This is a genomic window from Streptomyces sp. NPDC057743 (genome assembly GCF_042798755.1).
GTDB lineage: Bacteria > Actinomycetota > Actinomycetes > Streptomycetales > Streptomycetaceae > Streptomyces.
Window position 1 is genome coordinate 314331 of sequence record NZ_JBHVJX010000003.1, and the last position, 21402, is coordinate 335732.

General features: G+C 70.3%; 20 protein-coding genes. 9 read left to right on the top strand and 11 right to left on the bottom strand.

What is annotated here, in order from left to right; all coding sequences use genetic code 11:
• Nucleotides 1–23: 23 nt before the first annotated feature.
• A complete protein-coding gene (locus tag ACFVFQ_RS05100; protein WP_383408847.1) occupies nucleotides 24–1160 on the bottom strand; it encodes an NAD(P)H-binding protein in 1137 nt (378 codons plus the stop codon).
• Between the two features lie 42 nt (nucleotides 1161–1202).
• On the opposite strand from ACFVFQ_RS05100, the gene ACFVFQ_RS05105 reads away from it, so the two are divergent.
• From ACFVFQ_RS05105 to ACFVFQ_RS05115, 3 genes are all read left to right on the top strand, one after another.
• Entirely contained in the window at nucleotides 1203–2093 is an 891-nt protein-coding gene (locus ACFVFQ_RS05105; protein ID WP_383408850.1) for a helix-turn-helix domain-containing protein, read from the top strand.
• Nucleotides 2094–2275: 182 nt separating this feature from the next.
• A complete protein-coding gene (locus ACFVFQ_RS05110; RefSeq protein WP_383408853.1) occupies nucleotides 2276–2863 on the top strand; it encodes a TetR/AcrR family transcriptional regulator in 588 nt (195 codons plus the stop codon).
• A complete protein-coding gene (locus ACFVFQ_RS05115; protein WP_383408856.1) occupies nucleotides 2863–3699 on the top strand; it encodes an alpha/beta fold hydrolase in 837 nt (278 codons plus the stop codon). Before ACFVFQ_RS05110 ends, ACFVFQ_RS05115 begins: the two co-directional genes overlap by 1 nt.
• A 180-nt stretch (nucleotides 3700–3879) precedes the next feature.
• On the opposite strand, the gene ACFVFQ_RS05120 is transcribed toward ACFVFQ_RS05115, so the two are convergent.
• Nucleotides 3880–4941, bottom strand: coding sequence for an Lrp/AsnC family transcriptional regulator (locus tag ACFVFQ_RS05120; RefSeq protein WP_383408859.1), 1062 nt, complete (start codon nucleotides 4939–4941; stop codon nucleotides 3880–3882).
• A 207-nt stretch (nucleotides 4942–5148) separates the two neighbouring features.
• On the opposite strand from ACFVFQ_RS05120, the gene ACFVFQ_RS05125 reads away from it, so the two are divergent.
• Nucleotides 5149–6198 carry an amidohydrolase family protein gene (locus tag ACFVFQ_RS05125; RefSeq protein ID WP_383408862.1) on the top strand — a complete coding sequence of 350 codons (1050 nt, stop codon included), beginning with the start codon at nucleotides 5149–5151 and terminating at the stop codon, nucleotides 6196–6198.
• Nucleotides 6195–6899, top strand: a complete 705-nt coding sequence (locus ACFVFQ_RS05130) for an SDR family NAD(P)-dependent oxidoreductase (RefSeq protein WP_383408865.1) — start codon at nucleotides 6195–6197, stop codon at nucleotides 6897–6899. The genes ACFVFQ_RS05125 and ACFVFQ_RS05130 overlap by 4 nt, the downstream gene beginning before the upstream one ends.
• A 38-nt stretch (nucleotides 6900–6937) precedes the next feature.
• On the opposite strand, the gene ACFVFQ_RS05135 is transcribed toward ACFVFQ_RS05130, so the two are convergent.
• Nucleotides 6938–8131 carry a glutamate--cysteine ligase gene (locus tag ACFVFQ_RS05135; protein WP_383408868.1) on the bottom strand — a complete coding sequence of 398 codons (1194 nt, stop codon included), beginning with the start codon at nucleotides 8129–8131 and terminating at the stop codon, nucleotides 6938–6940.
• Nucleotides 8132–8317: 186 nt separating this feature from the next.
• On the bottom strand, nucleotides 8318–9199 hold the full coding sequence (locus ACFVFQ_RS05140) for a serine protease (RefSeq protein ID WP_383408871.1): 882 nt from the start codon (nucleotides 9197–9199) through the stop codon (nucleotides 8318–8320).
• A gap of 235 nt (nucleotides 9200–9434) precedes the next feature.
• Here ACFVFQ_RS05140 and ACFVFQ_RS05145 point away from each other — a divergent pair, with 235 nt between their 5' ends.
• Nucleotides 9435–10169 carry a S1 family peptidase gene (locus ACFVFQ_RS05145; RefSeq protein ID WP_383408971.1) on the top strand — a complete coding sequence of 245 codons (735 nt, stop codon included), beginning with the start codon at nucleotides 9435–9437 and terminating at the stop codon, nucleotides 10167–10169.
• Between the two features lie 155 nt (nucleotides 10170–10324).
• Nucleotides 10325–11134: an MgtC/SapB family protein gene (locus tag ACFVFQ_RS05150; protein WP_383408874.1), complete on the top strand. Its 810-nt coding sequence runs from the start codon at nucleotides 10325–10327 to the stop codon at nucleotides 11132–11134.
• A gap of 48 nt (nucleotides 11135–11182) precedes the next feature.
• On the opposite strand, the gene ACFVFQ_RS05155 is transcribed toward ACFVFQ_RS05150, so the two are convergent.
• Both ACFVFQ_RS05155 and ACFVFQ_RS05160 read right to left on the bottom strand, forming a co-directional pair.
• The gene (locus ACFVFQ_RS05155) at nucleotides 11183–12085 is read right to left on the bottom strand and encodes an NADP-dependent oxidoreductase (RefSeq protein ID WP_383408877.1); all 903 of its coding nucleotides are present in this window, start codon (nucleotides 12083–12085) and stop codon (nucleotides 11183–11185) included.
• Nucleotides 12086–12247: 162 nt separating this feature from the next.
• Entirely contained in the window at nucleotides 12248–13180 is a 933-nt protein-coding gene (locus ACFVFQ_RS05160) for an alpha/beta fold hydrolase (RefSeq protein ID WP_383408880.1), read from the bottom strand.
• A 63-nt stretch (nucleotides 13181–13243) separates the two neighbouring features.
• Here ACFVFQ_RS05160 and ACFVFQ_RS05165 point away from each other — a divergent pair, with 63 nt between their 5' ends.
• Nucleotides 13244–13654: a MerR family transcriptional regulator gene (locus ACFVFQ_RS05165; RefSeq protein WP_383408883.1), complete on the top strand. Its 411-nt coding sequence runs from the start codon at nucleotides 13244–13246 to the stop codon at nucleotides 13652–13654.
• Nucleotides 13655–13736: 82 nt separating this feature from the next.
• On the opposite strand, the gene ACFVFQ_RS05170 is transcribed toward ACFVFQ_RS05165, so the two are convergent.
• Together ACFVFQ_RS05170 and ACFVFQ_RS05175 are read right to left on the bottom strand one after the other, a co-directional pair.
• Complete coding sequence (locus ACFVFQ_RS05170; protein ID WP_383408886.1) at nucleotides 13737–14006, bottom strand: hypothetical protein; 270 nt, start codon at nucleotides 14004–14006, stop codon at nucleotides 13737–13739.
• A 480-nt stretch (nucleotides 14007–14486) separates the two neighbouring features.
• Nucleotides 14487–15545 (bottom strand): aldo/keto reductase, encoded by a 1059-nt coding sequence (locus tag ACFVFQ_RS05175; protein ID WP_383408889.1) that lies wholly within the window; start codon nucleotides 15543–15545, stop codon nucleotides 14487–14489.
• Nucleotides 15546–15652: 107 nt separating this feature from the next.
• Here ACFVFQ_RS05175 and ACFVFQ_RS05180 point away from each other — a divergent pair, with 107 nt between their 5' ends.
• A complete protein-coding gene (locus ACFVFQ_RS05180; RefSeq protein ID WP_383408891.1) occupies nucleotides 15653–16282 on the top strand; it encodes a TetR/AcrR family transcriptional regulator in 630 nt (209 codons plus the stop codon).
• 184 nt (nucleotides 16283–16466) lie between these two features.
• Here the strand turns inward: ACFVFQ_RS05180 and ACFVFQ_RS05185 are convergent, their stop codons facing one another.
• The 3 genes from ACFVFQ_RS05185 to ACFVFQ_RS05195 all read right to left on the bottom strand — a co-directional run bounded on the left by ACFVFQ_RS05185 (nucleotide 16467) and on the right by ACFVFQ_RS05195 (nucleotide 21260).
• Complete coding sequence (locus ACFVFQ_RS05185; protein ID WP_383408893.1) at nucleotides 16467–17351, bottom strand: hypothetical protein; 885 nt, start codon at nucleotides 17349–17351, stop codon at nucleotides 16467–16469.
• Nucleotides 17352–17356: 5 nt separating this feature from the next.
• The gene (locus ACFVFQ_RS05190; RefSeq protein ID WP_383408896.1) at nucleotides 17357–18001 is read right to left on the bottom strand and encodes a papain-like cysteine protease family protein; all 645 of its coding nucleotides are present in this window, start codon (nucleotides 17999–18001) and stop codon (nucleotides 17357–17359) included.
• A gap of 334 nt (nucleotides 18002–18335) precedes the next feature.
• Nucleotides 18336–21260: a LuxR C-terminal-related transcriptional regulator gene (locus ACFVFQ_RS05195; RefSeq protein WP_383408899.1), complete on the bottom strand. Its 2925-nt coding sequence runs from the start codon at nucleotides 21258–21260 to the stop codon at nucleotides 18336–18338.
• Nucleotides 21261–21402 lie beyond the last annotated feature (142 nt).

Consider the following 21402-nt stretch of genomic DNA (forward strand, 5'->3'; position numbering starts at 1 on the left):
CAGCGACGCCCCCGGCAGGACGTTCACTTCGTCCCGGTCGCGCGGTACCGGGGAGCGAATTCCTCCGCCACGAACCGTTCGAGGGAGGTCGGGGTGGAGGTACGGGTGGAACGGGGCTGCTGCATGCGCGTGTGCCGCAGGTTGAGTGACGTGCCGACCTCGGCCATCATGTCCGCGACGTTGGCGGACACGCCCATCCTCCGGAGTTCCGCGTGGAAGCGGTCGATGCTGACCTGTTCGTAGGCGAGGTCGTCGACGCCGACGGCCTTCGCGATCAGGTCCGTCGCCTCCCGCATGCTCACCTCACGTTCGCCCTGAAGCTCCAGGATCTCCCTACCGCGCCACCTCCCGTTGGCCAGTTCGTCCGCGGCTCGATCGCCGATGTCACGCGTGCTGACGAAGGGCAACGGAAGGTCGGGGTCGAACGGGGCACTGATGCGGTGGAGTTCCCTGACGGAATCGACGTGCTCCAGCAGGTTCTCCATGAAGTAGCCGGCCCGCAACCACAGTGCGTCCACGCCAGGCACGGTCGAGAGGCGCTGCTCGAACCTGTGGAGCCCGGCTACCGGGCCGGTGCCCGCGGCGTGTTGAGCTCCCCAACTACTGAGCCCGACGACGCGGGTCACACCGGACGCGGCGACCGCCTCGGCAAGGGAGGTCGCCACCCGGTCCTGGAAGGCGCCGAAGTCGGGGTGATCGGGGATGTAGTTGGGCTGGATCACTGCGTAAACGCCCGCCGCGCCGCGGAACGCGTCTGTCAGCGCAGCGGTATCGGCCTGATCGGCTTCCCACACCTCGGCGCCCCGCTCGGCGAGGTCGTCTAGCCGACGGGCCGCACGGCCGACGGCTCGGACGGGATGCCCCTGCGCCAGCAGGCGCACGGCGGCGGCCCGCCCGGTACGCCCACTGGCACCGGTGATGACGAACATCAACTGCTCTCCTTCTTCCATGTTCTGCGCTTGGCTCTGTGACCGGTTCTGTGGCCGGTTCTGTGCCTGGCTCCGTGCCTGCTTCTGTGCCTGTTTCTGGGTCTGGCGGCAAGGCGGCGTGGTTGCCTGGGGCCACGCGTCCCCGGCACGCGTTGGAATGCATCGGCACGGTAGCCATTCCGGCTGGCCGGCCGGGTAGGAGTGGCACACCCACGCGACGTGCGCGGCCATGACTCCGCGCTGCGGCGGACTGCGCCTCCTTATGCTGCCGACATGGAGGTCTTGAGCAGGGTGTTGAGCAAAGACAGCGGAGGCGGCGGGCCACTGGCGGGTTTCCTACGCGCCAGGCGGGAGCAGGTGCGTCCCGAACAGCACCGGCTGGCCCCGGGGGCGAGGCGCCACGTGCCGGGCCTGCGGCGGGACGAGGTGGCACTCCTGGCGGGCATCAGCACCGACTACTACGTGCGTCTCGAACAGGGAAGGGAGCGACGGCCGTCCCGCGCGGTGATGGACGGGCTGAGCGAGGCGCTGCTGCTGGACGCCGCGGCCGCGCGTCACCTGCGGGTACTCGCCACCGGAGAGGCAGTTGCCAACCCATCGACTGCCGGCATGAACAGGACGCGCTGGGCGGACGTGCGCCAACTGCTCGACTCCATGGCGGTGCCCGCCCTCCTGATGAACCGGTGGCTCGACATCGTGGGCAGCAATGCAGCCGGCGCGCTCCTCCACGAGGGGCTGGAGCCCCGGGACAACTACGCCCGCATGGTCTTCCTCGCCCCTCAGGCACCGTCGTTCTTCGTTGACTGGCCCGAACTCGCCCACTGCATGGCGGCAACCCTACGTGCCCAGGCCGGCTACGAGCCGGGCGCTTCCCGTTTGACGGAACTGGTGGACGAACTGGCGGCCCACAGCAGCGAGTTCACTGCTTCTTGGCACGAGCACCACGTCTACGAGAAGGCGATGGAGCGCAAACTCCTCCGGCACCCGCGCGTCGGGCCCCTCACGCTCAACCACCATGTCCTGGAGCTGCCCGGAAGCGAGGGCCACAGCATCTGGGCCTACCGTCCGGCGGACGCTGTGACCTCGAATGCCCTGCTTCGACTGGATCTCCCCGCTCCATCCTCCGACCGCCCGAGCCCCGGGCCCGAGGGGCTCACGCCATAGGCCACCAAGGGGACTCCAGGGGGATGCACCTACGCCTGAGGCCCCCCGTGCGGGCCCCCTCAACACCCCACCCTCAGCAGCAAATTACCCACCGAGTGACCTAAAGCCGTCAAGATCTTCTCGCTTGCACTTCCTAGGGGCCCTAGTTTATAACTAGGGCCCCTAGGAAGTGAGGAGAAACCATGGCGCGGGCGGGGCTGACGGCGGAGCGAGTAACGAGCGCGGGTGCCGAGTTGGCGGACGAGGTCGGCTTCGACCAGGTGAGCATGTCGCGGGTGGCACGGCGGCTCGGCGTGAAGGACGCGAGCCTCTACACGCACGTCCGCAGCCTGGAGGATCTCCGCGGCCGGATCGCGCTGTTGGCGGCGGACGAGAAGACGTTGCGGATCGCGGAGGCGACTGCCGGGCGGGCGGGCAGGGACGCGTTGGTCGCGTTCGCCAACGCCTGGCGGGAGTACGCCCACCAGCATCCGGGCCGCTACATGGCAACGCAGACCCGGATCAACATCGACCCCGAACTGGCGCGGCAGGCGCCCGGCCCGCGACGCGCGATCGAGCTGACCTACGGCATGCTGCGCGGCTACGGACTGGCCGAGCCCGATCTCACCGACGCGGTCCGGCTGTTGCGTAGCACCTTCCACGGCTTCGTCGCCCTGGAGGCCACCGGCGGCTTCGGACACGACCGCCCACCGCAGCGCTCCTGGGCGCGCAACCTCGACGCCCTCCACACCCTCCTCAAGAACTGGCCCACACCGGAAGAAGACCTGTGATGACCGACCCCACCAACGGCACCCTGCCCGTCAACGGCGCAACCCTCTACTACGAAGTACGTGGCCAGGGCCCCCTGTTGCTGCTGATACCCGGCGGGAGCGGCGGCACGGCCTCCTTCGACGCCGTCGCCGACGACCTGGCCGCGCACTACACCGTGGCCACTTACGACCCGCGCGGCATATCGCACAGCACCCTGAACGACCCGGACGCCGAGCAGCACGTGGCCGAACACGCCGACGACGCCCGCCGGTTGCTGGACCTGCTCTCCCCCAACCAACCGGCCCGGATCTTCGCCATGAGCTCCGGTGCCATCGCCGCGCTGCACCTGCTCACCACCCACCCCGAACGCATCGAACGCCTTGTCGCCCACGAACCCCCCGTCGTCGAGGTCCTGCCCGATGCCGCCAGGCACCGCGCGCTCCCCTCGCGCGTCAAGGAGACGTTCCGCACCCAGGGGCTGATGCCGGCGATGGCGGTCTTCGCCGCGGGGTTGAGGAAGGAGGGCGACGACAACGCCCCCGAGCCGCAACCCGAGATGAAGCTGCCGCCCCAGGCAGCGGCGCGAGCCGAACGCACGATGGCCAACCTCCCGTACTTCGTCGAACGCATCGTCCCCAGCTTCATGACCTACGTCCCCGACGTTCCGCAGCTCAAGGCGGCTTCGGAAAGGCTCGTACTCGCCTGCGGCCAGGACTCATACGGCGAACTCCCCCACCGGACAGTCACCTCTCTGGCCCGGCAACTCGGCACCGAAGCCCAACACTTCCCCGGCGGGCACACGGGCCTGACCACTCACCCCACCGAATTCGGAGAACTCCTGCGCAAGGCCCTCTGACACCCGGAACTCCACTACTAACCGTTCCAACTGCCCATCCCACACGAGCAGTTCACCCAGGAAACTGACCAGCAGTCAGCAGCCACGTCAGCAGTCGACGGCCGTTCAACCCATGCTGCTGACGGGTCGACAAGAAGGCGCGGATCAGGGCCGCCGAGGCGACTGCCCTCAAGGGCGCCCCTATTCGCCGCCCGACGGCTCGCTCAGGCGATCACCGTCCACGCGGGTTCCGGCCTGCTTGACTTGACGGGAGACGGGGCTGATCTCCATGCCTTCGACTCCGGGCAGGGTTCCCACGCGTTCGGTACTGAACTCGAAGAGCCTGTCGAGGTCGTGGCAGTGGACGACGGCGTGGAGGTTGTGCGGTCCGGAGACCGCGGCGGCGAAGCCCACCTCCGGCATCTGCGCCATCGCCCGCCCGACGGCCTTGATCTCGGCCGGATGGACCCGCAACCAGAGGTTCGCCCGGGCCCGGTATCCGAGGGCGATCGGTGCGATCTCGACGTCGATGTGGACCACGCCGTTGGCGAGCAGTGCCTGTAGGCGTCTTGACGCCCGGCCCGGGGTGAGGTCGGCCGCGGCTGCGAGGTCGACGAGACTGGCCCGTCCGTCGGCGGCGAGGGTCGCGAGCAGTCTCTCGTCATGGGCGTCGAGCTCTGCCGGGTGCGCGCGCACCACCGGCTGCTCGATGAACGGTCGATCGACAGTCCCGCCCCCGGAACCGGGCCCGAGGGCGGACTCCTGCTCGGGGGTCAGAGTTCCGGCGAGCGCGGCCCAGTAATGTCCACGCCCGCCTAGGAATTGACGGAGCATCACGGAAGCCTGGAGGTCGAGCACGGCGGCGGTGCGGGGAAGTCGCCGGCCGAGCAGGTCGTCCCGCTGCTGCGCTGATCGTGAGCGCACGGCACAGGTGACCTCGGATCCGGCCGCGCTCAGGGCGACCCAACTGATGTCGTCGCGTTGCGCAAGCGCCTCGGCGATGGCGGTACCACTGCCTGGCCGGCAACGCAGGCGCACCATCCACCGGCTCTGTCCGAGCGCCCCCGGGTCCACCACCCCGATCACCCGGACCAGCCCGGCCCGCCGCAGGCGGCGGTAGCGGCGGGCGACGGTCAGCTCGGACACCCCGAGGACCGTCGCCATGGCCGCGAAGCCAACCCGCGGATCGATCTGCAGGGCGCGAAGGATTCGCACGTCTTCGGGATCGAGGATGACGGAATCTGCGATCGAGGGGCGGGTCATAGTTGTGATGTTACAGCTGGCGCCGCATCCGGCCCGCTGTGCACCGCGCGTCGCCGAGGCTTGGAGGTGCACGACGGAAGCCGTGCACGTTGGAAGACACGCACGACGGAAGACGCACGACGGAAGGTGCGCAGAGGCATGACAGAAGGAGCGCGCGGTGTGCCGAACACGGTTGCCGCTGGGGGCAGTGGGCAGGAGCGTGCAGCGATGAGGGTCGTCGCCATCGAGGAGCACTGGACCACTCCGAACATCGACCGGGCACTGCGGTCGCAGCCGGTGGGTGCGCGCGACGAGAGCGTGGCGTTGAACGACCGCGGGGATCTTCCCGCGCGTCTGCTCGACATCGGTGCGCGGCGAGTTGAGGCGATGGACGCCGCGGGCGTCGATGTCCAGATCCTGTCGGTCGCGCCGCCCGGGACGCATGGGCTTGTGGCCCGGGAGGCGGTGACGCTGAGCCGTGAGGCGAACGACATCGCCAGCGAGGCGGTTCGTCGCCATCCGACCCGTCTGAGGGCCATGACGACGTTGCCGATGTCCGACCCGGACGCGGCGGTGGCCGAGCTCCGGCGCACCGCGAAGGCGCCCGGCCACGTAGGGATCATGTCCTACGGCAGGAGCGGTGAGCGCCCGCTGGACGACCCCGCATACGACGAACTGCTCGCGCTCGCCGTCGAGTTGGGGCGTCCCATGTTCCTCCATCCGCAGATTCCCCCGGACGCGGTCCGGGAGGCGTCCTACCGCGGGTTCGGCCCGACCCTCGATCTCGCGTTGGCCACGTTCGGTTGGGGATGGCACATCGAGGCGGGACTTGCGGCGCTGCGTCTCATCCTGCGTGGCACCTTCGACCGCCATCCGGACCTCCAGATCGTCCTGGGGCACTGGGGTGAGATGCTGCTGTTCGCGCTCGACCGGGTCGACAGTCTCTCCCGCATCGCAACCCACCTGGAGCGGCGGGTCTCCGCATACTTCGCGACCAACATTCACATCGCGACCAGCGGCATGCTGACTCCGCGTCTGCTCCGTCACGCGCTGGACTACACGACCATCGACCGCATCCTGCTCTCCGGGGACTACCCGTTCCACCGGCTCGACGCCGCAACCCTCACCGACTTCCTGCACACGCTTCCCAACCCCGACGATCGACACAAGATCGCCCATGCCAACGCCGAGTCCCTCTACGGCCTCGGCCAACTCCCCGCCGGGACAGGCACCCAGTCAGTTGCGGGGATTGCGGACCACCTCAAGGAGCAGTCATGAGCACGCCCTCACCGCACACGACCGTTCTCCTCATCGGCGCCTCGCGCGGCCTGGGGTATGCGCTCGCCGCGGAATACCTCGACCGAGGGTCCCGGGTCGTGGCGACCGTCCGCGGCCCGGGCCGCACCGCCCTGCACGCGTTGCAGGACTCCGCCGGTGGCCGGCTGGAGATCGAACAGGTGGACATCAACGCGCCCGAGCAGGTCCAGGCGCTCCGCGACCGGCTCGCTGCCCGCAGCTTCGATCTGCTCTTCGTGAACGCGGGCGTCACCAACCGTCCGGAGGAGACCAGCGCCGACGTCACGACCGAGGAGTTCACCCGGCTGATGGTCACCAACGCGTTGAGCCCGATGCGGGTCGTCGAGACGCTCGGCGGGCTGGTCGAACCCCACGGCACCGTCGCCATCATGTCCTCCGGCCAGGGCAGCATCGCCAACAACGAACGCGGCGGCTTCGAGATCTACCGAGCCAGCAAGTCCGCCCTCAACCAACTCATGCGCAGCTACGCCGCCCGGCACCGTGACGACCGCCGAACGCTGTTGCTGATGGCACCTGGTTGGGTCAAGACCGAACTCGGCGGCCCCAACGCCCGCCTCACTCCCGGCGAGAGCGTCCCCAGCCTCGTCACGGTCATCGACGCCCAACGCGGCCGCGCCGGCCTGCAGTACCTCGACTACCGCGGCCAGACAGTCGCCTGGTGAAGTGCCCAGGCATCCGGCGTCCTGACCCGCCCGCGCTCCTAGAGTTGTCGGGAGATGGGTGGGGCGAGGGTAAGGGTCACCAGGTTGTCGACAACGTCGGTGAAGCGGTGGCGTCTTTGGTATGCGCGGCGTTGGTGCGATGCGCCCGTGCCGTGGTGTTGCAGGTGGGACGCCAGCGCTTCGAGGTGTTGTAGGTCGTTGTGGCGGTGGAGGGCGGTGCGCAGCCACGTCAGGAAGTCCCGCAGGTGGTGCTGGGCGGGTTCGAGGCGGTGGTGCGGGTGGCCGAGGCTGACGGCTTCGCCGGCGAGGCCGTCGCGGGCCGCTCGCCAGTGGGCGGCCCGCAAGAGGTGTGGGTCGGGCCGGACCGCGGGCTCGCGACGGTGCACGGCCTCCAGGGCCGTCGCTGCCGCGGCCCGCACGAGGGCGGCGAGCAGGATGGTGTGGTTGACGGTCAGCGCGGCGTCGGCGACCCGGATTTCCAGGGTGGGCAGGTGGTGGGAGGGGCGGATGTCCCAGTAGACGCCGCTGTGGTCCAGGACGGCGCCCGTGCTGATCAAGGTGGCGACCAGGTCGTCGTAGTGGCCGGTGGAGTCGAAGTACGGCGGGGGGCCGGCGACCGGCCATCGGTTCCAGGCGATGGTGCGCCAGCTCGCGTATCCGGTGTCACGGCCGCCCCAGAACGGCGAGTTCGCGGCCAGTGTGATCAGTGCGGGCAGCCAGAGGCGCAGGTGGTTGCTGACTTGCAGGGCAAGGTCTCGGTCGTCGAAGCCGATGTGGATGTGGCAGGCGCAGGAGACCTGTTCGTCGTCGAGGGCGGCGAACTGGGCGGCGCTGCGAACGTACCGTTCGCCGGAAGACAACGGCGGAGGGCCGGCGGGAAGGAGGACGGGGGCGCCGCTGGAGACCAGCCGCGCGCCGCTGGCGGTGGCGGCCCGGGCCAAGTGCAGCCGCATGGCGTGTAGTTGCTCGGCGAGGTCGGTCAGGCTGGTGTGCGGTTCGGTGCGCGATTCGACTTGATAGCGCGTCAGTTCGGGGGTGACGTGGTCACCGAGGAGCGGTGAAGCCTTGGCGATGACGGCTTCCGCTACGGGTGCCAGAGTCCGCGTTTCGGGGTCGATCAGGAGGAATTCCTCCTCGACCCCGACGGTCATGGGCCCTGCGCGGCGCCCGGCCGCGGGGGCGACGTCAGGAGTGGTCAGTTCACCGATGACTGGCTTCATCTCCGAAGACACAGGGTTCAATGTCCCATCAAAGTCTTGGAAGACACAGTATTCAACTTGCCACAGATCTGTACGTGACGGGTGCCGGCCTCGCGCCACCGGCCGTCGCACCCAAGCTCAGGTCCCGTGCACGCGGTGCACGGGACCTGACCACGTGCCGAGCGGCGACCAACGCTCACCGACCGCCGGTCGGCGTCGTCAGCGGCGGGCGCCCGACGGCTTGGGCAGGGTGCAGCCCGCGCCGTTCAGGTCCAACTTGTTGCCGGCGCCGAAGCACTTGGGGATGAAGTAGGTCTCCTCGGCGTAGCCGGTGCCCTTGTGGATCGTGACGTTGCCGTTCGCGTCCACCTCGCACGGGTTGTTGAGGGTGCAGCGCTCGCCGCTCTCGTTGGTGGTGTTGTTGATGGCGGTGATCTTGCCGGTGCTGTTGTCGACCACCGGCGACCCTGAGGTCCCGCCGATCACCTTGCACTCCGAGGTGTAACGGACCGAGTCCTTCCAGGTCCAGTCACCCTCCTTGAGCGTGGGCACGAAGCCGTCGATGCCACAGGTGTAGGTCTTCTTCCAGTACCCGGAGACGACCGTTATCCCGGCGCCCTTGGCGGGATGGTCGGTGGAGACCTCCAGCGGCTTGATGCCGTACTTCTGCTCGATCTGCGCGTATGTGGAACTGGTTTGATACAGCGTCACGTCGGTGTCGGTCATCGTGGAGTAGACGACCTTGGTCGCCTGCAACGAGCCGAGTTCGCCGGCCGACTTGTCCAGGACGGTGAAGTCACGGCTGGAGGGCTGGTCGACTATCACCTGGCCCGCGGACGGCATCCCGCTCTCCAGACAGTGGCCGTTGGTCATCACCAACGCCGGGTCGTTCGGCTGCGAGGTGGGCATCTTGACGATCGAGCCGGAGCAGTCGTCCAACGCCACCGTGCCGGCGAAGTCAACCGCCTTGGTGTGTGGGGGCTTCGGCTTGTGGTGCGCGACGGCATCGGCCGGGGCGGCGCCCGCCGGGGTGGCGGCGGTGACCAGGGCGGCGGCGCCCAACACGGTGGTGGCCAGGGCGCCGACGAGAGGTCGAGACATGTGGGGTCCTCTCAACTCTGGTCCGGAGTTACACGGCGGCAGTGTCCTCCGTCACTCCGGATTTGACATGCGCATTGTGTGCCGAAGTGCGCCCCACGGCAATGACCTTCGTGAATCGATGAGAAATCGATGCGGTTCCGCACCGACCTCGCGCAGGCGCCCTCCCCGTTCGGAACTTTTCGACTCGACGGGGCATCTCCACCAATACACGCCCCAACAGGAGGAGTTGATGCACATGATGCGTCGCGTACGTGTACCGCTGCTGGCCGCCCTACTTCTGGTGACAGCCGCGGCGATGTCGTCCGCGCCGGCCAACGCCGTCATCGGCGGGGCGAAGAGTACCTACGGACCGTGGGCGGTGCGCATGCTCGTCGACGATAGGCCGGCGTGCACGGGGACGGCGGTGACGCCCCAGTGGATCATCAGCGCCTCGCACTGCTTCTTCGAGCAGGCGCAGCCGATCGCGGACAAGCGGATCTCGTTCCGGGTCGGCAACCTCGACATACGCAAGGGCACCACGGTCCGCCCGGTTCCCGGCAAACGCACGGGAAGCGCGCAGGCCGACATGATGCTCGTCAAGGTCCCGCCGATGAAGGTCCGCACGGCGCGCCTGGCGACGGCCGGCGTCCACCCCGGCCAGGTCGTGCGCCAGTACGGGTGGGGCGCCACCTGCACCGGCGACGAGAACGCCTGTCAGTCCCCCGTGCTCAAGCAGTCGGACCTGCGGGTCGTACGGCCGGACGACCCCCGGTGCGAGGGCCACACGGCGCCCGGCGGCTCGGACTTCTGCATGGAGAAGGTGTCCGGGATTCCCGCCGGCGGCGACTCCGGAGGCCCGGTGATGAGCATCGCCCCCAACGGCAGCGAAACCCTCCTCGGCGTCTTTGACGGCTCCGACCGCGAGCAGATCGCCGAGGCCGGGGAGGTCTCGCAGCAGCTCGCCTGGATCCGCTCGGTCACCCGCCACTAGCCCGGAGCAGGACAGCACGACAGGCACGTTCGCCGCCGGTGCGGAGAGCGACTCTTCAGACACGTCCGGCGGTTCAGCACCTGCCTGTGGACTGCCGATACAGGAGCCGGCACGGGAAAGGGAGCAAGGGCGACAACGGACGAGGAGTACGGGCCATGGCCGTCATCAACGAGTGGCTGTTGGTGGAGAACATCGCTTCCGGGCTGGGCTTCGGCGCCGCGATCGGGCTGGAGCGGCAGTGGCGGGCCCGGATGGCGGGGCTGCGGACGAACGCACTGGTGGCAGCCGGGTCCGCGCTCTTCGTCCTTTTGTCCAACTACGGCTTCGCGCAGGCCACCAGTGCGGTGGGGTACGACGGTTCGCGGGTCGCGGCCCAGATCGTCTCGGGGATCGGCTTCCTCGGCGCCGGTGTGATCATCCGGGACGGGTTGAGCGTACGCGGGCTCAACACGGCGGCCACGTTGTGGTGTTCGGCCGCGGTCGGCGCGCTGGCCGGCTCGGGGCTGTATGTCGTGGCGGGGCTCGGCACGGCTGCGGTGGTGGGCGCCAACCTGGTACTGCGGCCGCTGGGCCGGCACTTGGACAGGGAGCCACGCGGCGGTGCCGAGGTCGCCACCGACTACTACTTCGAGGCGGTGTGTGCCGAACCGGAGGAGGCACACATCAGGGCCCTGCTCGTCCAGTCCGTCGCGCGGCCCGGCTTCCTGTTGCGTTCGGTGTTCAGCCGCGACGCGGAGGAAGGGAAGGTCACGGTCGCCGCGGAGCTCACCACCGAGCGGCGTGACGACTCGCTGCTCGAAGCGGCCGTCAGCCGGCTGTCGTTGGAACCGGCGGTCTCCGCGGTGAGTTGGACGGTGGCGGGCCAGCCGGACGAGGACGACCGCTCCTACCCGTCCAACGACGCGTCCCGGCACCGCTTCCGGTACTGGTTCACGGGGCGCGGACGCGGGGGAACGGAGCGGTAGTCGACGGGCGAGGCAAGGTCGCGGTCCCTTCAACTCACCGCGACTGCCTCATTCCACCACCAGCACCAGTTTCCCGCGCACCTGGCCGCCCTCGCTGACGCGATGCGCCTTGGCGATCTCGGCGAGCGGGAAGGTCTGCGCGACCGGGAGCGTGAAGCGCCCGGCCTCGATCAACTCGCCGATCTCGGCGAGCACATGGACCGCGCGGCCCGCGTCCCCGCGACTGAACCGCACCCCGTGCTCCTGCGCGCCGGCGAAGTCGGCGAGCGTCACGACGTGCTCCGGACCGCCCGCGAGCCCGATGAGTTCAGGCAGCACCCCGCTCCCGGCGACGTCGAGCGCCAGCTCAACGCCGCCCGGCGCGAGCGCGCGAACCCGCTCGGCGAGGCCCTCCCCATAGGCGACAGGCTCGGCCCCCAGGGAGCGGAGGTAGTCGTGGTGTGCCGGACTAGCGGTGCCGATCACGCGCGCGCCGCGCACCACGGCGAGTTGTACGGCAGCACTCCCCACGCTGCCAGAGGCTCCGTTGACGAGCAGCGTGCTGCCGCTGGCGACGCCGAGTTGGTCAAGCGCGCGCGTGGCCGTCTCGATGGCGGCCGGCAGCGCGGCCGCGTCGGGGAAGCCGAGCGGCGGCGGGATCGTCGCGTAGTGGGACAGCACCGCCAACTCGGCCTGGGCTGCCCCCTCGGCGGAGAAGCCGAACACCCGGTCGCCGACGGCCACGTCCGCGACGCCCTCGCCGAGTTCGTCGACGACGCCCGCCGCCTCGTAGCCCAGTGTCTGCGGGAGCCCCTCGTCCATCAGGCCCCTGCGCTTCTTCCAGTCACTCGGGTTGACGCCGGCCGCGCGCACCGCGATCCGGACCTCACCGGGGCCCGGATGCGGATCGGGGAGCTCCACGATCTCAAGGACCTCCGGGCCCCCGAACTGGTGGAAACGCGCTGCCTTCATCGTTCGCTCCGCTCTCGCCCCAGGGTGTCGCACGTGCTGCGCGCCCACGGTGAACGCTGCGACTTTCCGTTCCCCACACCGTACGTACCGGACGATCGTTTTCCGTAACGGTTTGTTGGGCGGGCCCGCGAACGCGTCGACGGAGACGGCTCGCCAAACTCATCAACTCCCCTGAAAATTCGGTTCGTTGAAGGATGATCCGGTGAGCCAGTCACGCAGAGCCCGGCACACCCGCGACGGCGATTCGACCGGGGCAAGGTGCCCCACCTCGCCCAGCGTGCTCACGGGTGGGCTTCCTGGAAGCAGGTCTTGCAGGCGGATTGCCTGGTCGACGGGGATCCAGGGGTCCTGCTCGCCCCAGCCGATCGCCACCGCGCAGTTCACCTCCCCCAGGCGCGCCACGATCGGCCGGGTGTGTGCAGGCCGTAGGGCGGCGATCTGACGGTAGAAGGCCGACTGGCCCGACGCTCCCCACCACGGCCGGCTCAGGGCGTCCAGCCAGCCGGGAGTCAACTGGTGGCGTGCCGCGCCGGCGATGTACTCCCTGACCAGGGCCGCGTGGAGCGCGGCCGGGAGCTCCGTGAACACCTCGGCGTGGTCGGCGACCAGCCGGAAGAACGGCGATCCCCACGGGTCGAGTGTCACCACGTCCCACAGGAACAGGCCCGCGTAGGGAGCGTCGTGGAGCAGGTGCGCCCCGAGGGCCACGGCTCCTCCGATGTCGTGTGCGACGACGTGTGGCCGGTCCACGCGCCAGTGCGCAAGCAGCCGGGCGAACCGCGACATCTGGGAGGCCAGGTCGACCGGCACCGTCGGATCCTTCGTCGACCGGCCGTAGCCAGGCATGTCCCACAAGAACACCCGATGACTGCTGGCGAGGTGCCGTGCGGCCTGAGCCCATACCTCTGACGACCACGGCGTGCCGTGGCAGAACACCACGTCCCCCACCGGAGTCCCACCCTCGGGAACCAGCAGGTAGGTTGCGATGCTCGCACCGTCGACGGTGAGGTGAACGGGTTCCGGCAGTAGCGATTGGTGCGCGCTCGCGCTCGTGCTCCTGCTCGTACCCAGACTCGTGCTCGTCTCCATGCTCATGCGGCGAAGCTAGAACCTCAGGTCGACCTGAGGTCAAGCAGGGAGGGCGACGATAATGGCCTCATGAAGATCGGAGAGGTAGCGCACCGTCTGGGGGTGGCGGTGCACGTGCTGAGACACTGGGACGACATGGGTGTCGTTGTGCCCGACCGCACTCCGTCGGGCCAGCGCGAATACAGCGAGGAGCATCTCCACCGCTTGCGGGTCCTGCGGGCGTGCCAGAGCGTCGGCATGAGCCTGCCGGAGATCCGACAGGTTCTGCACCGAGCCGAACCCGAGAGAGACGGCGCCATCGAGCGGCAGCTCCGACGAATTCGGGCGCAGCGAGCGCAACTTGAGGATGCCGAGCGATTCCTCGTGCACGTGCTCAACTGCGAGCACACTCTCCTCACCAGGTGCGATGCCTGCACGCGATACGCCGTGAGCATCCCCCTGCGGGAGGGGAAGCACGTGCCATCGCGAACGACTCCCTGACCCGTCGCGCGGGAGGCTTTCGGGCGCTGACATGCGTTCGGCGCCCCGGGCAGGGGGCGCCGACGCTTTCACCCAGTGACGATCAGCGGGTGGCCGCCCCGCCGAGGGCGTTGGTCTTGGACGCGAGGTCGTTCTTCGTGGCCAGGCTCTTGGCGACCTTGTCCGCCCCGTTGACGATCGCCTTGATGTCGACGATGTCCCCCGGCTTCGTCACGGTGGACTTGCTGACCGTGTTGCTGTCCAGCAGTGGATTGTCGTCACCGTGCGGCACCGGAGCGGCAACTGCCGGGGACACTGCCCCCAGAGCCAGCGCGACTCCGACGACACCCGCGGCGACCTTCGCGATCCTCATGATCCCTATCCCTTCCGGCAGATGCGTCCAACGGCGGAAGCGCGACCCTTCGCACCTCCGGAGCGCCCAGTCCGCGGGCGCTCGCTGCGCACTGCCACAGCCCTAACCACTGCGCTCATATCAAAGTGTCGGAACATCACCTGACCGAGCGATGTTTTTGCCGGCCCTGTCGCAGTGCTGGACTGGCCCGTGGTCCGAACTGGTTCCGTTTTACGGCCTGTTGTGGGGAAACGGTCTGGAGCGGGAGCCGAGGAACGGTACCGACCACCACCTCAACACCCCTTCCTCGAAAGGGAATTCACCCGTTGAACGGTCGCCCACACCGCACCCCGGAACGGCTCCGGATCCGGTTTGTGTAACCGGCCCCGAAGCAGTCATGCTGGCCACCCTCCTGATGGCCAATCGGAGGGGGCGCGGCGGAGCCTGGGGTCCGCCGCGCCCGCCAGTTTGCCTGTCTGTGCCAGCTACGTGCCGCCGGTGTCATGCAGCGGGCGGAGGCGCGATCCCCACCACGGGTGGGTTGAGTCGGGCGAAGCCCTCCTGGCGCTGGTAGGGGAAGTACGGGTAGGGCGCCGTCTTGGCGCTCGCCGCATCGAGTTTCGCCATCTGGCCGGGCGTGAGCGTCCAGCCGACGGCGCCGAGGTTCTGACGGAGTTGCTCCTCGTTGCGGGCGCCGATGATGACGGAGGAAACCGTCGGCCGCTGCAGCAGCCAGTTGATGGCGATTTGGGGGATGGTTTTGCCGGTCTCCTGGGCGATCTCGCTGAGGGCGTCGACCACGCGGTAGAGGTGTTCGTCCTCGACGGGCGGGCCGTAGTCGGCCGTGTCGTGCAGTCGACTGGTGGCTGGTAGCGGCTGGCCGCGGCGGATCTTGCCGGTGAGCCGTCCCCAGCCGAGCGGGCTCCAGACGAGTGCCCCCAGCCCCTGGTCGAGGCCGAGGGGCATCAACTCCCATTCGTAGTCGCGGCCGACGAGGGAGTAGTAGACCTGGTGCCCCACGTAGCGCGGATGGCCATGCTTCTCCGCGACCGCGAGGGACTTCATCGCCTGCCAGCCGGAGAAGTTGGAGACTCCGAGGTAGCGGATCTTTCCCGCCCGGACGAGATCGTCGAGCGTGGACAGGACTTCCTCGACGGGCGTGCCGGCGTCGAAGGCGTGCAGTTGGAACAGGTCGATGTAGTCGGTGCCGAGCCGGCGCAGGGCGTCCTCGCACGCCCTGATCAACCGCGAGCGGGAGGAGCCCGCGTCGCCTGGGCCGTCGCCCATCGGCAGGCTGGTCTTGGTGGAAACGATCACCTGGTCCCTGCGGCCCTTGATCGCCTCGCCCAGCACCTCCTCGGACGCGCCGCCGGAGTAGACGTCGGCGGTGTCGAACATCGTGATCCCGGCGTCGAGGCAGATGTCCACGAGGCGGCGCGCCTCGCGCCCGTCGGTGTTCCCCCAGGCGCCGAACAGCGGCCCCTGGCCGCCGAAGGTGCCGGCGCCGAAGCTCAGTGCGGGGACCTTCAGTCCGGACGCGCCCAGCCGCCTGTATTCCATGGCAGTTCCTCCCTCGTCCGCAGACCCCTATCTAATGGGTCTGCCGTTCCGTTAGCGTGGGGCTTAAGGTAGCAGGAGTCCACAACTAACGGAACAGGAGACCCGTTATGGGATTTGAGGGCGCGGATCCGGGGACCGTGCGCCCCGGCGGACGCACGGCGCGGGTGAGGGCGGCGGTGCTCCAGGCGGCCGGGGACGCCCTGGCGGAGCGGGGTTTTGCGCACCTGGACCTCGCCGACATCGCGCGCCGCGCCGAGGTGGGCAAGACGACCGTCTACCGCCGCTGGGGAACGGTGACCAGCCTCGTGGCCGACCTGTTGTTGGACATGGCCGAGCAGTCACTGCCGCGCACCGAGACCGGCTCGCTGCTCGGCGACCTCAAGGCCAACGCCCGGCTCGTGCAGCGGACTTTGGCCGATCCGCGGCAGGGGGCGCTGTTCAAGGCGATGATCGCGGCCGCCACCTGCGACGAGAAGGCGGCCGAAGCGCTGCACCGCTTCTACGACATCCGGGTCGAGGAGTGGGCACCCTGTGTCCGGCAGGCCATCGACCGGGGCGAGGTGCCCGAGGGCACCGACGCGCACGAGGTGATCCGTGCCGTCTCCGCCCCGCTCTACTACCGCCTGCTGACCAGCGACGACCGGCTCGATGAGGCCGCCGCGGACCGGGCCGCCAAGGCCACCGCGGCCGCGGCGCGTGCGGGAGCGTATCTGCGGGACCAAGGGGGGCTCAGATGACCGGCTTCCCGCCTTCGTTGCCGAGTACGGGTCGCCGTGCGTGGCCCCCAGAGGCATAGCGGCGCCAGCTTCCGCTCGCCTCGGCGGCGAGCCGGGGTCAACACCCGTGCCCGGACCGCCATCGGGTGGGGAAGGGCCGGCGGGCCGGGCACGGGCTGTCGGAGGGGGCGGCTGGGAGCGGGTGCTACGCGGGAGTTGCTCCGCGACGGCGGCGGTGGAGGAGGTAGGCGCCGCCGAGGAGAAGTGCGCCGCCCGCCGCGGCGGTTGCCGCGACCGAGGAGTCGGGCGCTGAGTTCGGCGCGGCGGCCGCGACGGATCCCGTGCGCGGGGAGAAGCCGCCGAGCTTCCCGGAGCGCTGGTACTCCGAACCGGCCAACTTGTCCGCGTACCGGGTGTGGACGAGCTTCCAGTACGCCTGCGTCGTCACTCCGTGGGCGCCTACCGACTGTCGGGCGCTGTCATTGAGCGGCAGTACCCGGTTTCCCGACAGCTTGTACCAGGCGGCGATCTGCGGTTCGGTGAAGACCGCGGCGCCCCCGGCCCGGTGCGTGTACGTCAACTCGTCGGCGCCGGAAAGGATGTTGGCGACGACCCACTTGTGGGTGCGGGCGTCGCGCACGGTCCACACCGTCGCCTCCGCGCCGGTCGCCGAACGGGCCTCGGCGGCCAGGTAGGAGAAGCGGGCGACCGGCGCCGATGCCTGGTCGCCGCGGACGAAGCCGGGGTCCAGGGAGTAGACGGGCACGGCGGAGCCGACCCGCTCCGGCGCCTGCGCCGCGGCGTCCTGTGGTGTCACCCTCGCGTCGGCTATGGTGCCGCGCTTCGATGCCTGGTGCTCGCGCAGGTGGACGAAGAAGGAGGCCAGTCTGTTCGTGGTGGCCCGACTGTCGAGCGTCCGTTCGGCCGCGGCGCGGTCGGCGGCCTGCACCGAACCGGCAAGCGAGGTAGGGGTGTTGGCGTTGCCGGCGGCGAAGGCGGTGGTGGGGGGTAGCAGCGCGAGCGCGCAGAGGCCGGCGGCGAGCGCCGCGCCGCCGGTGCGGTGGAGGCGAGAGGGGGAGTTGTCGGTCATCTCACTCACTTCTCTCCGTACAGGGACTCGGCCCAGTTGAACTGGTTGTTGCTGACGTAGGTCGAGTAGTCCATCTCGCCGTAGCGGGGGTTGGAGGGCCAGGGGTCGGCGTACAGCATCGTGTTGCTGGCGGAGTCGTAGCCGTACAGGACGTTGGCGTGGCCACCGCCCGCGGTCCAGTAAATGCCGACCTCCACCGGGGAGTTGGCGTCGATGGACGAGGTGACCGTGGAGAAGGGGATGACGCCCGTGACGTTGCCGGGGCTCATGCCGAGGCCGGACCAGGCGTTCTGCACGTCGGTGAGTTCGCCGGGCTGGTTGGGGCAGGCAGAGCCGCCGTCCTGGCCGTGGGCGAGGTTGCAGAACGTGTTCTGGTCGGTGTCCTTTCCGTAGCCCAGGTGTTGGGCCACCGACAGGCCCGTCGCCACCCAGCACCACTGGTCCTGCTCCTGGGTCAGCTCGGTGAAGTCGAGCTTGGAGCCGTAGCTCCGCGCCTGTTCGGCGGGCGCGGCCGCGGCCGTGCCGGCCAGCGGGAAGGCCAGGCAGGCGGCGGCCGCGAGACCGGCGAGCGCCTTGGGTCGACACCGCCGCGGCGGTGTCGGGGGCGCTTGGGTGGCTCTCAGCGGCGTCCTGCGATTCCGCAGAATCATAAAGACTCCTTCTCGCCCGGCTGATGACGCCGGGGTCAAGATGAGGGGAGAGGCCGTCGAGGTCGTGTCGTGGGGCCGCACCGCACCTCGGTGTGGGCGGGAACTCGTCGGCCGACTGGAGACGAACGAGGCCACGGTGGGGTCGCCGGGACCCGACCGGGAACCCCCTTGCCCTCAGAGCAAGGGGATCTCCGGTACCCCCCTTATGCCGCCGGGGAAAAGCCAACTTGCGTGATGGGGCGGTTCGTTGGAGGGCTGGAGCCGAGCGGGCGCCGTCGTCGACTTCACCGCGGTGGAGCGCCCACCGCGGTGGGGCCGCTCCGCAGTAGGGCGTTCACCGCATAGGGGCGATCTCCGGTGCGCGTGCGGTGTGCCGGCGCAGTCCGATCAGCTCGGCGCGCGAGCGGATGCCCAGCTTGCGGTAGACGCGGGTGAGCGTGGACTCGATCGTCTTCGCCGACAGGAACAGTTGGGCGGCGATCTCACGGTTGGTGGCGCCGTCGCCGGCCAGCTGCGCCACCCGCCGCTCGGCCGGCGTCAGCGCCCGCCACCACTCCGTCGGAACCGCGCCACTGCCGGCCGCCTCCGCGCTGCCCGTGAACCGGTGCAGCTCGGCACGGGCCGCATCGTGCCAGGGGTGCGCCTCGGCCCGCTCGAACCCGGCCGCCGCGTCCTGCCAGCAGGTCAGGGCCGCCGTGACGTGCCGCCGGCGCCGCTCCACGGAGCCCAACGCCAGCAGATCGCGGCCGTGTTCCAGGGGCAGCCCCAGACTCTGGTGGCGCTCGGCCGCCTCCCCCAGCGCCGACACCGCCCCGGCCAGATCGCCGGACCCGGCGCGCAGCAGCGCCTCGGCCCGCAGCAGTGACATGGCGGCGCCGGCCCGCCCCAGTCGGAGTGCGGTGTCGCGTACCTCGTCAATGACCGCGGCGGCCCGGTCGTGCTCGCCGACCGCGATGAGCGCCTCGGCGAGGTCCGACGACCACGGCACCGGGACGGGATCGACGATGCCGCGGCGACGGGCGATGGAGCGCGCCCGGCCCAGGCAGTCCACGGCCGCCCAGGCATCCCCGGCCCGCATCCGGACCTGCCCCAACAGGCAGAGCGCGAGCGGGAGATAGATGAGGTCCTGCTCGGCGTCCGCCACCCGGATGCTCTCCTGCGCCAATGCCGCGGCCCGGTTCAGGTCGCCGCCCGCGGCCTCGGCGACGGCCGCCGAGTAGCATGCCTGCCCGAGGTGCGCGCCCAACTCGCGGGCCCGGCCGAGCGCTTCGCGCGCGAGGGCCATCGCCCGTCCGCAGCGACCGGCCCGCACCTCCACGTCGACGGCCGCGCACAGCAGGAAGATCCTGCCCTCGGCGTCGCCCGACGCCTTGGCCCGGAGCAGCAACGCGTCCAGTTCGGCGCCCGCTTCGGCGAGCCGGTCGGCGAAGAAGTCCAGCCTGGCCTTGATCGCCCGGGGCCCGTTGTGGCTGCCGAACCAACTGATGTCCTGCGGCAGTGCCAGGGCGCGGGCCAGCGGTTCGGGGGCGTCGGTGCGGCCCAATAGCGTCCCGACGAACGCCTGGAGCGCCAGGGCCAACACCTCGGTCCAGCGGTCGCCGGCGCGCCGCGCCCAGGACGCGGCCCGGTCGGCCTCCGCCCAGGTGACGGCCGCGTCCCCGTCGGCGATATGGGCCTTGCAGGCGCGCAGATAGTGCAAGCGGGCCCGGTCCCGGGGTGCGCCACCGGCGTGTGCGAAGGCTTCCGCGAAGACCTCGTCCAGGCCCGACAGTGCCTGGTCGGCCGCGGTGATCAGGAGGATGCGGGCGCGTACGTGACGGCCCGGGGTGTCGGCGTCCGCCGCAGCGCCCAGGGCCAGTTCGCGGCACAGTTCGTGGTCACCCGCCGCGTACGCGTGTCCGGCGCCGGCCAGCAGGCGTGCGCAGCGACGGCCGGCGAACCGCGCCGGGGTACGTGCTGCGGCGAGGCGGGCCAGGGCGGCGGCCGTCTCGGGTGCGCCGTGCCTGGCGGCCTCTTCGGCGGCGTCGGCCACGAAGGCAGCCACCTCCTCATCGGGTTCCGTACCGGCCAGTGCCAGGTGGCGGGCGCGCTCGGCACGGTCGGTGGTCACCGCCCCCAACCGTCCGTGTGCGGCCCGCCGTTCGGCCGCCGTGCCGCGGGCGTACACGGCACAGGCGAACAACGGGTGGGCGAACCTGAGGCCGCTGCCGTCCTCGTCCGCGACGAGCACACCGGCGGCGAGGGCGTGCTCGACCGTGCGGGCCACCGGGTCCCCGTCGAGCCACCCCGCGGGACGGCCGCCCGACGGGAGAGTCGTGTCGCCGGCCGGCCCACTGCCGGGCGCGGGCCGCGCGGTGCCTGCGCTGGCGGCGCAACGCAACAGGCCGGTGGTGAACCGCGGGGTGCAGGCGGCCGTCAACAGCACCTCTCGACCGTCGGCCCCGATGCCTGCCAGTCTCTTGGCGAGCTCGCGGCGCATCCGGGCCGGAACCGGCAACGGCCGGTCCCGTGAGGGGAGTTGGGCCTGGCGATCCAACTCCCGCACGACCTCCAGTGCTTCGCCGGGATTCCCCGAGCACGCCTCGTGCACCCGGCGGACCAACCATCCGGGCAACGCGGGGCCGTCCCGGTCTCCCAGCATCTCCCGCAGTTCCGACAGGCCCGCCGCCGGCACCTCGAATTCCCGTACGGGGTCGGGACAGAAGGCCGCGCCCGCCAACGCCCCCTGCCCGCGCGCGGAGGTTTCCGCCGTGAGGACCCGCACCCCGGACGCACGCAGGCGGCGCGCGACGTACCGGAGAATTTCGGCGCTCGGGCGGTCCACCCAGTGCGCGCCGTCGACGGCGAGGAGCACCGGGCCGCCGCGGGCCAGTCCGCGGAGCAACGCGAGGGTTCCCAGCCGGAGGGCGAGCGGATCCGGCACCTCCGCCGCGGGGGACTCACGGCGCAACACGGCGCGCAGCGCGGACCGTTGCGGCGCGGACAGCCGCGCCAACTCGTCGTCGGCTAGCGGGTCGAGCAGATCGGCGAGCGTGGCGTATGTCAACTCGCCCTCGGATGCGCCTGGTTGGGCATACAGCACGGTCTCGGCGCGGGCGCGGGCGGCGTCGACGAGGCCGCCCAGGATGTGCGAGGTGCCGATGCCGGTGGGCCCGTGCAGGACGACGCTGCCACCGTCCGCGAGGTGCAGACGGGCGGCGCGCGCCATGTCCTGCCGCGCCCCGGGATCTCCAGGATTGCCGGGATCATGACCCGTCACAGGCGATCCTCACCGGGTTCCAGGAGCCCGGGGAGGCGGCACCCTCCGCCCCTCCCCCGGAATCCGACCCAATCCTCCGGAATCCAACTCACCGACTCACCAGGCCGATTGGCCCACCGAAGCACCATGCTCATGCCACGCC

Coding starts and splice junctions, on each gene's coding strand:
- ACFVFQ_RS05100 (WP_383408847.1), bottom strand. CDS start 1,160: ATGGCCGCGCACGTCGCGTGGGTGTGCCACTCCTACCCGGCCGGCCAG.
- ACFVFQ_RS05140 (WP_383408871.1), bottom strand. CDS start 9,199: ATGTCTCGACCTCTCGTCGGCGCCCTGGCCACCACCGTGTTGGGCGCC.
- ACFVFQ_RS05110 (WP_383408853.1), top strand. CDS start 2,276: ATGGCGCGGGCGGGGCTGACGGCGGAGCGAGTAACGAGCGCGGGTGCC.
- ACFVFQ_RS05180 (WP_383408891.1), top strand. CDS start 15,653: ATGGGATTTGAGGGCGCGGATCCGGGGACCGTGCGCCCCGGCGGACGC.
- ACFVFQ_RS05150 (WP_383408874.1), top strand. CDS start 10,325: ATGGCCGTCATCAACGAGTGGCTGTTGGTGGAGAACATCGCTTCCGGG.
- ACFVFQ_RS05185 (WP_383408893.1), bottom strand. CDS start 17,351: ATGACCGACAACTCCCCCTCTCGCCTCCACCGCACCGGCGGCGCGGCG.
- ACFVFQ_RS05175 (WP_383408889.1), bottom strand. CDS start 15,545: ATGGAATACAGGCGGCTGGGCGCGTCCGGACTGAAGGTCCCCGCACTG.
- ACFVFQ_RS05155 (WP_383408877.1), bottom strand. CDS start 12,085: ATGAAGGCAGCGCGTTTCCACCAGTTCGGGGGCCCGGAGGTCCTTGAG.
- ACFVFQ_RS05145 (WP_383408971.1), top strand. CDS start 9,435: ATGATGCGTCGCGTACGTGTACCGCTGCTGGCCGCCCTACTTCTGGTG.
- ACFVFQ_RS05130 (WP_383408865.1), top strand. CDS start 6,195: ATGAGCACGCCCTCACCGCACACGACCGTTCTCCTCATCGGCGCCTCG.
- ACFVFQ_RS05165 (WP_383408883.1), top strand. CDS start 13,244: ATGAAGATCGGAGAGGTAGCGCACCGTCTGGGGGTGGCGGTGCACGTG.
- ACFVFQ_RS05170 (WP_383408886.1), bottom strand. CDS start 14,006: ATGAGGATCGCGAAGGTCGCCGCGGGTGTCGTCGGAGTCGCGCTGGCT.
- ACFVFQ_RS05105 (WP_383408850.1), top strand. CDS start 1,203: ATGGAGGTCTTGAGCAGGGTGTTGAGCAAAGACAGCGGAGGCGGCGGG.
- ACFVFQ_RS05160 (WP_383408880.1), bottom strand. CDS start 13,180: ATGAGCATGGAGACGAGCACGAGTCTGGGTACGAGCAGGAGCACGAGC.
- ACFVFQ_RS05115 (WP_383408856.1), top strand. CDS start 2,863: ATGACCGACCCCACCAACGGCACCCTGCCCGTCAACGGCGCAACCCTC.
- ACFVFQ_RS05120 (WP_383408859.1), bottom strand. CDS start 4,941: ATGACCCGCCCCTCGATCGCAGATTCCGTCATCCTCGATCCCGAAGAC.
- ACFVFQ_RS05125 (WP_383408862.1), top strand. CDS start 5,149: ATGAGGGTCGTCGCCATCGAGGAGCACTGGACCACTCCGAACATCGAC.
- ACFVFQ_RS05190 (WP_383408896.1), bottom strand. CDS start 18,001: ATGATTCTGCGGAATCGCAGGACGCCGCTGAGAGCCACCCAAGCGCCC.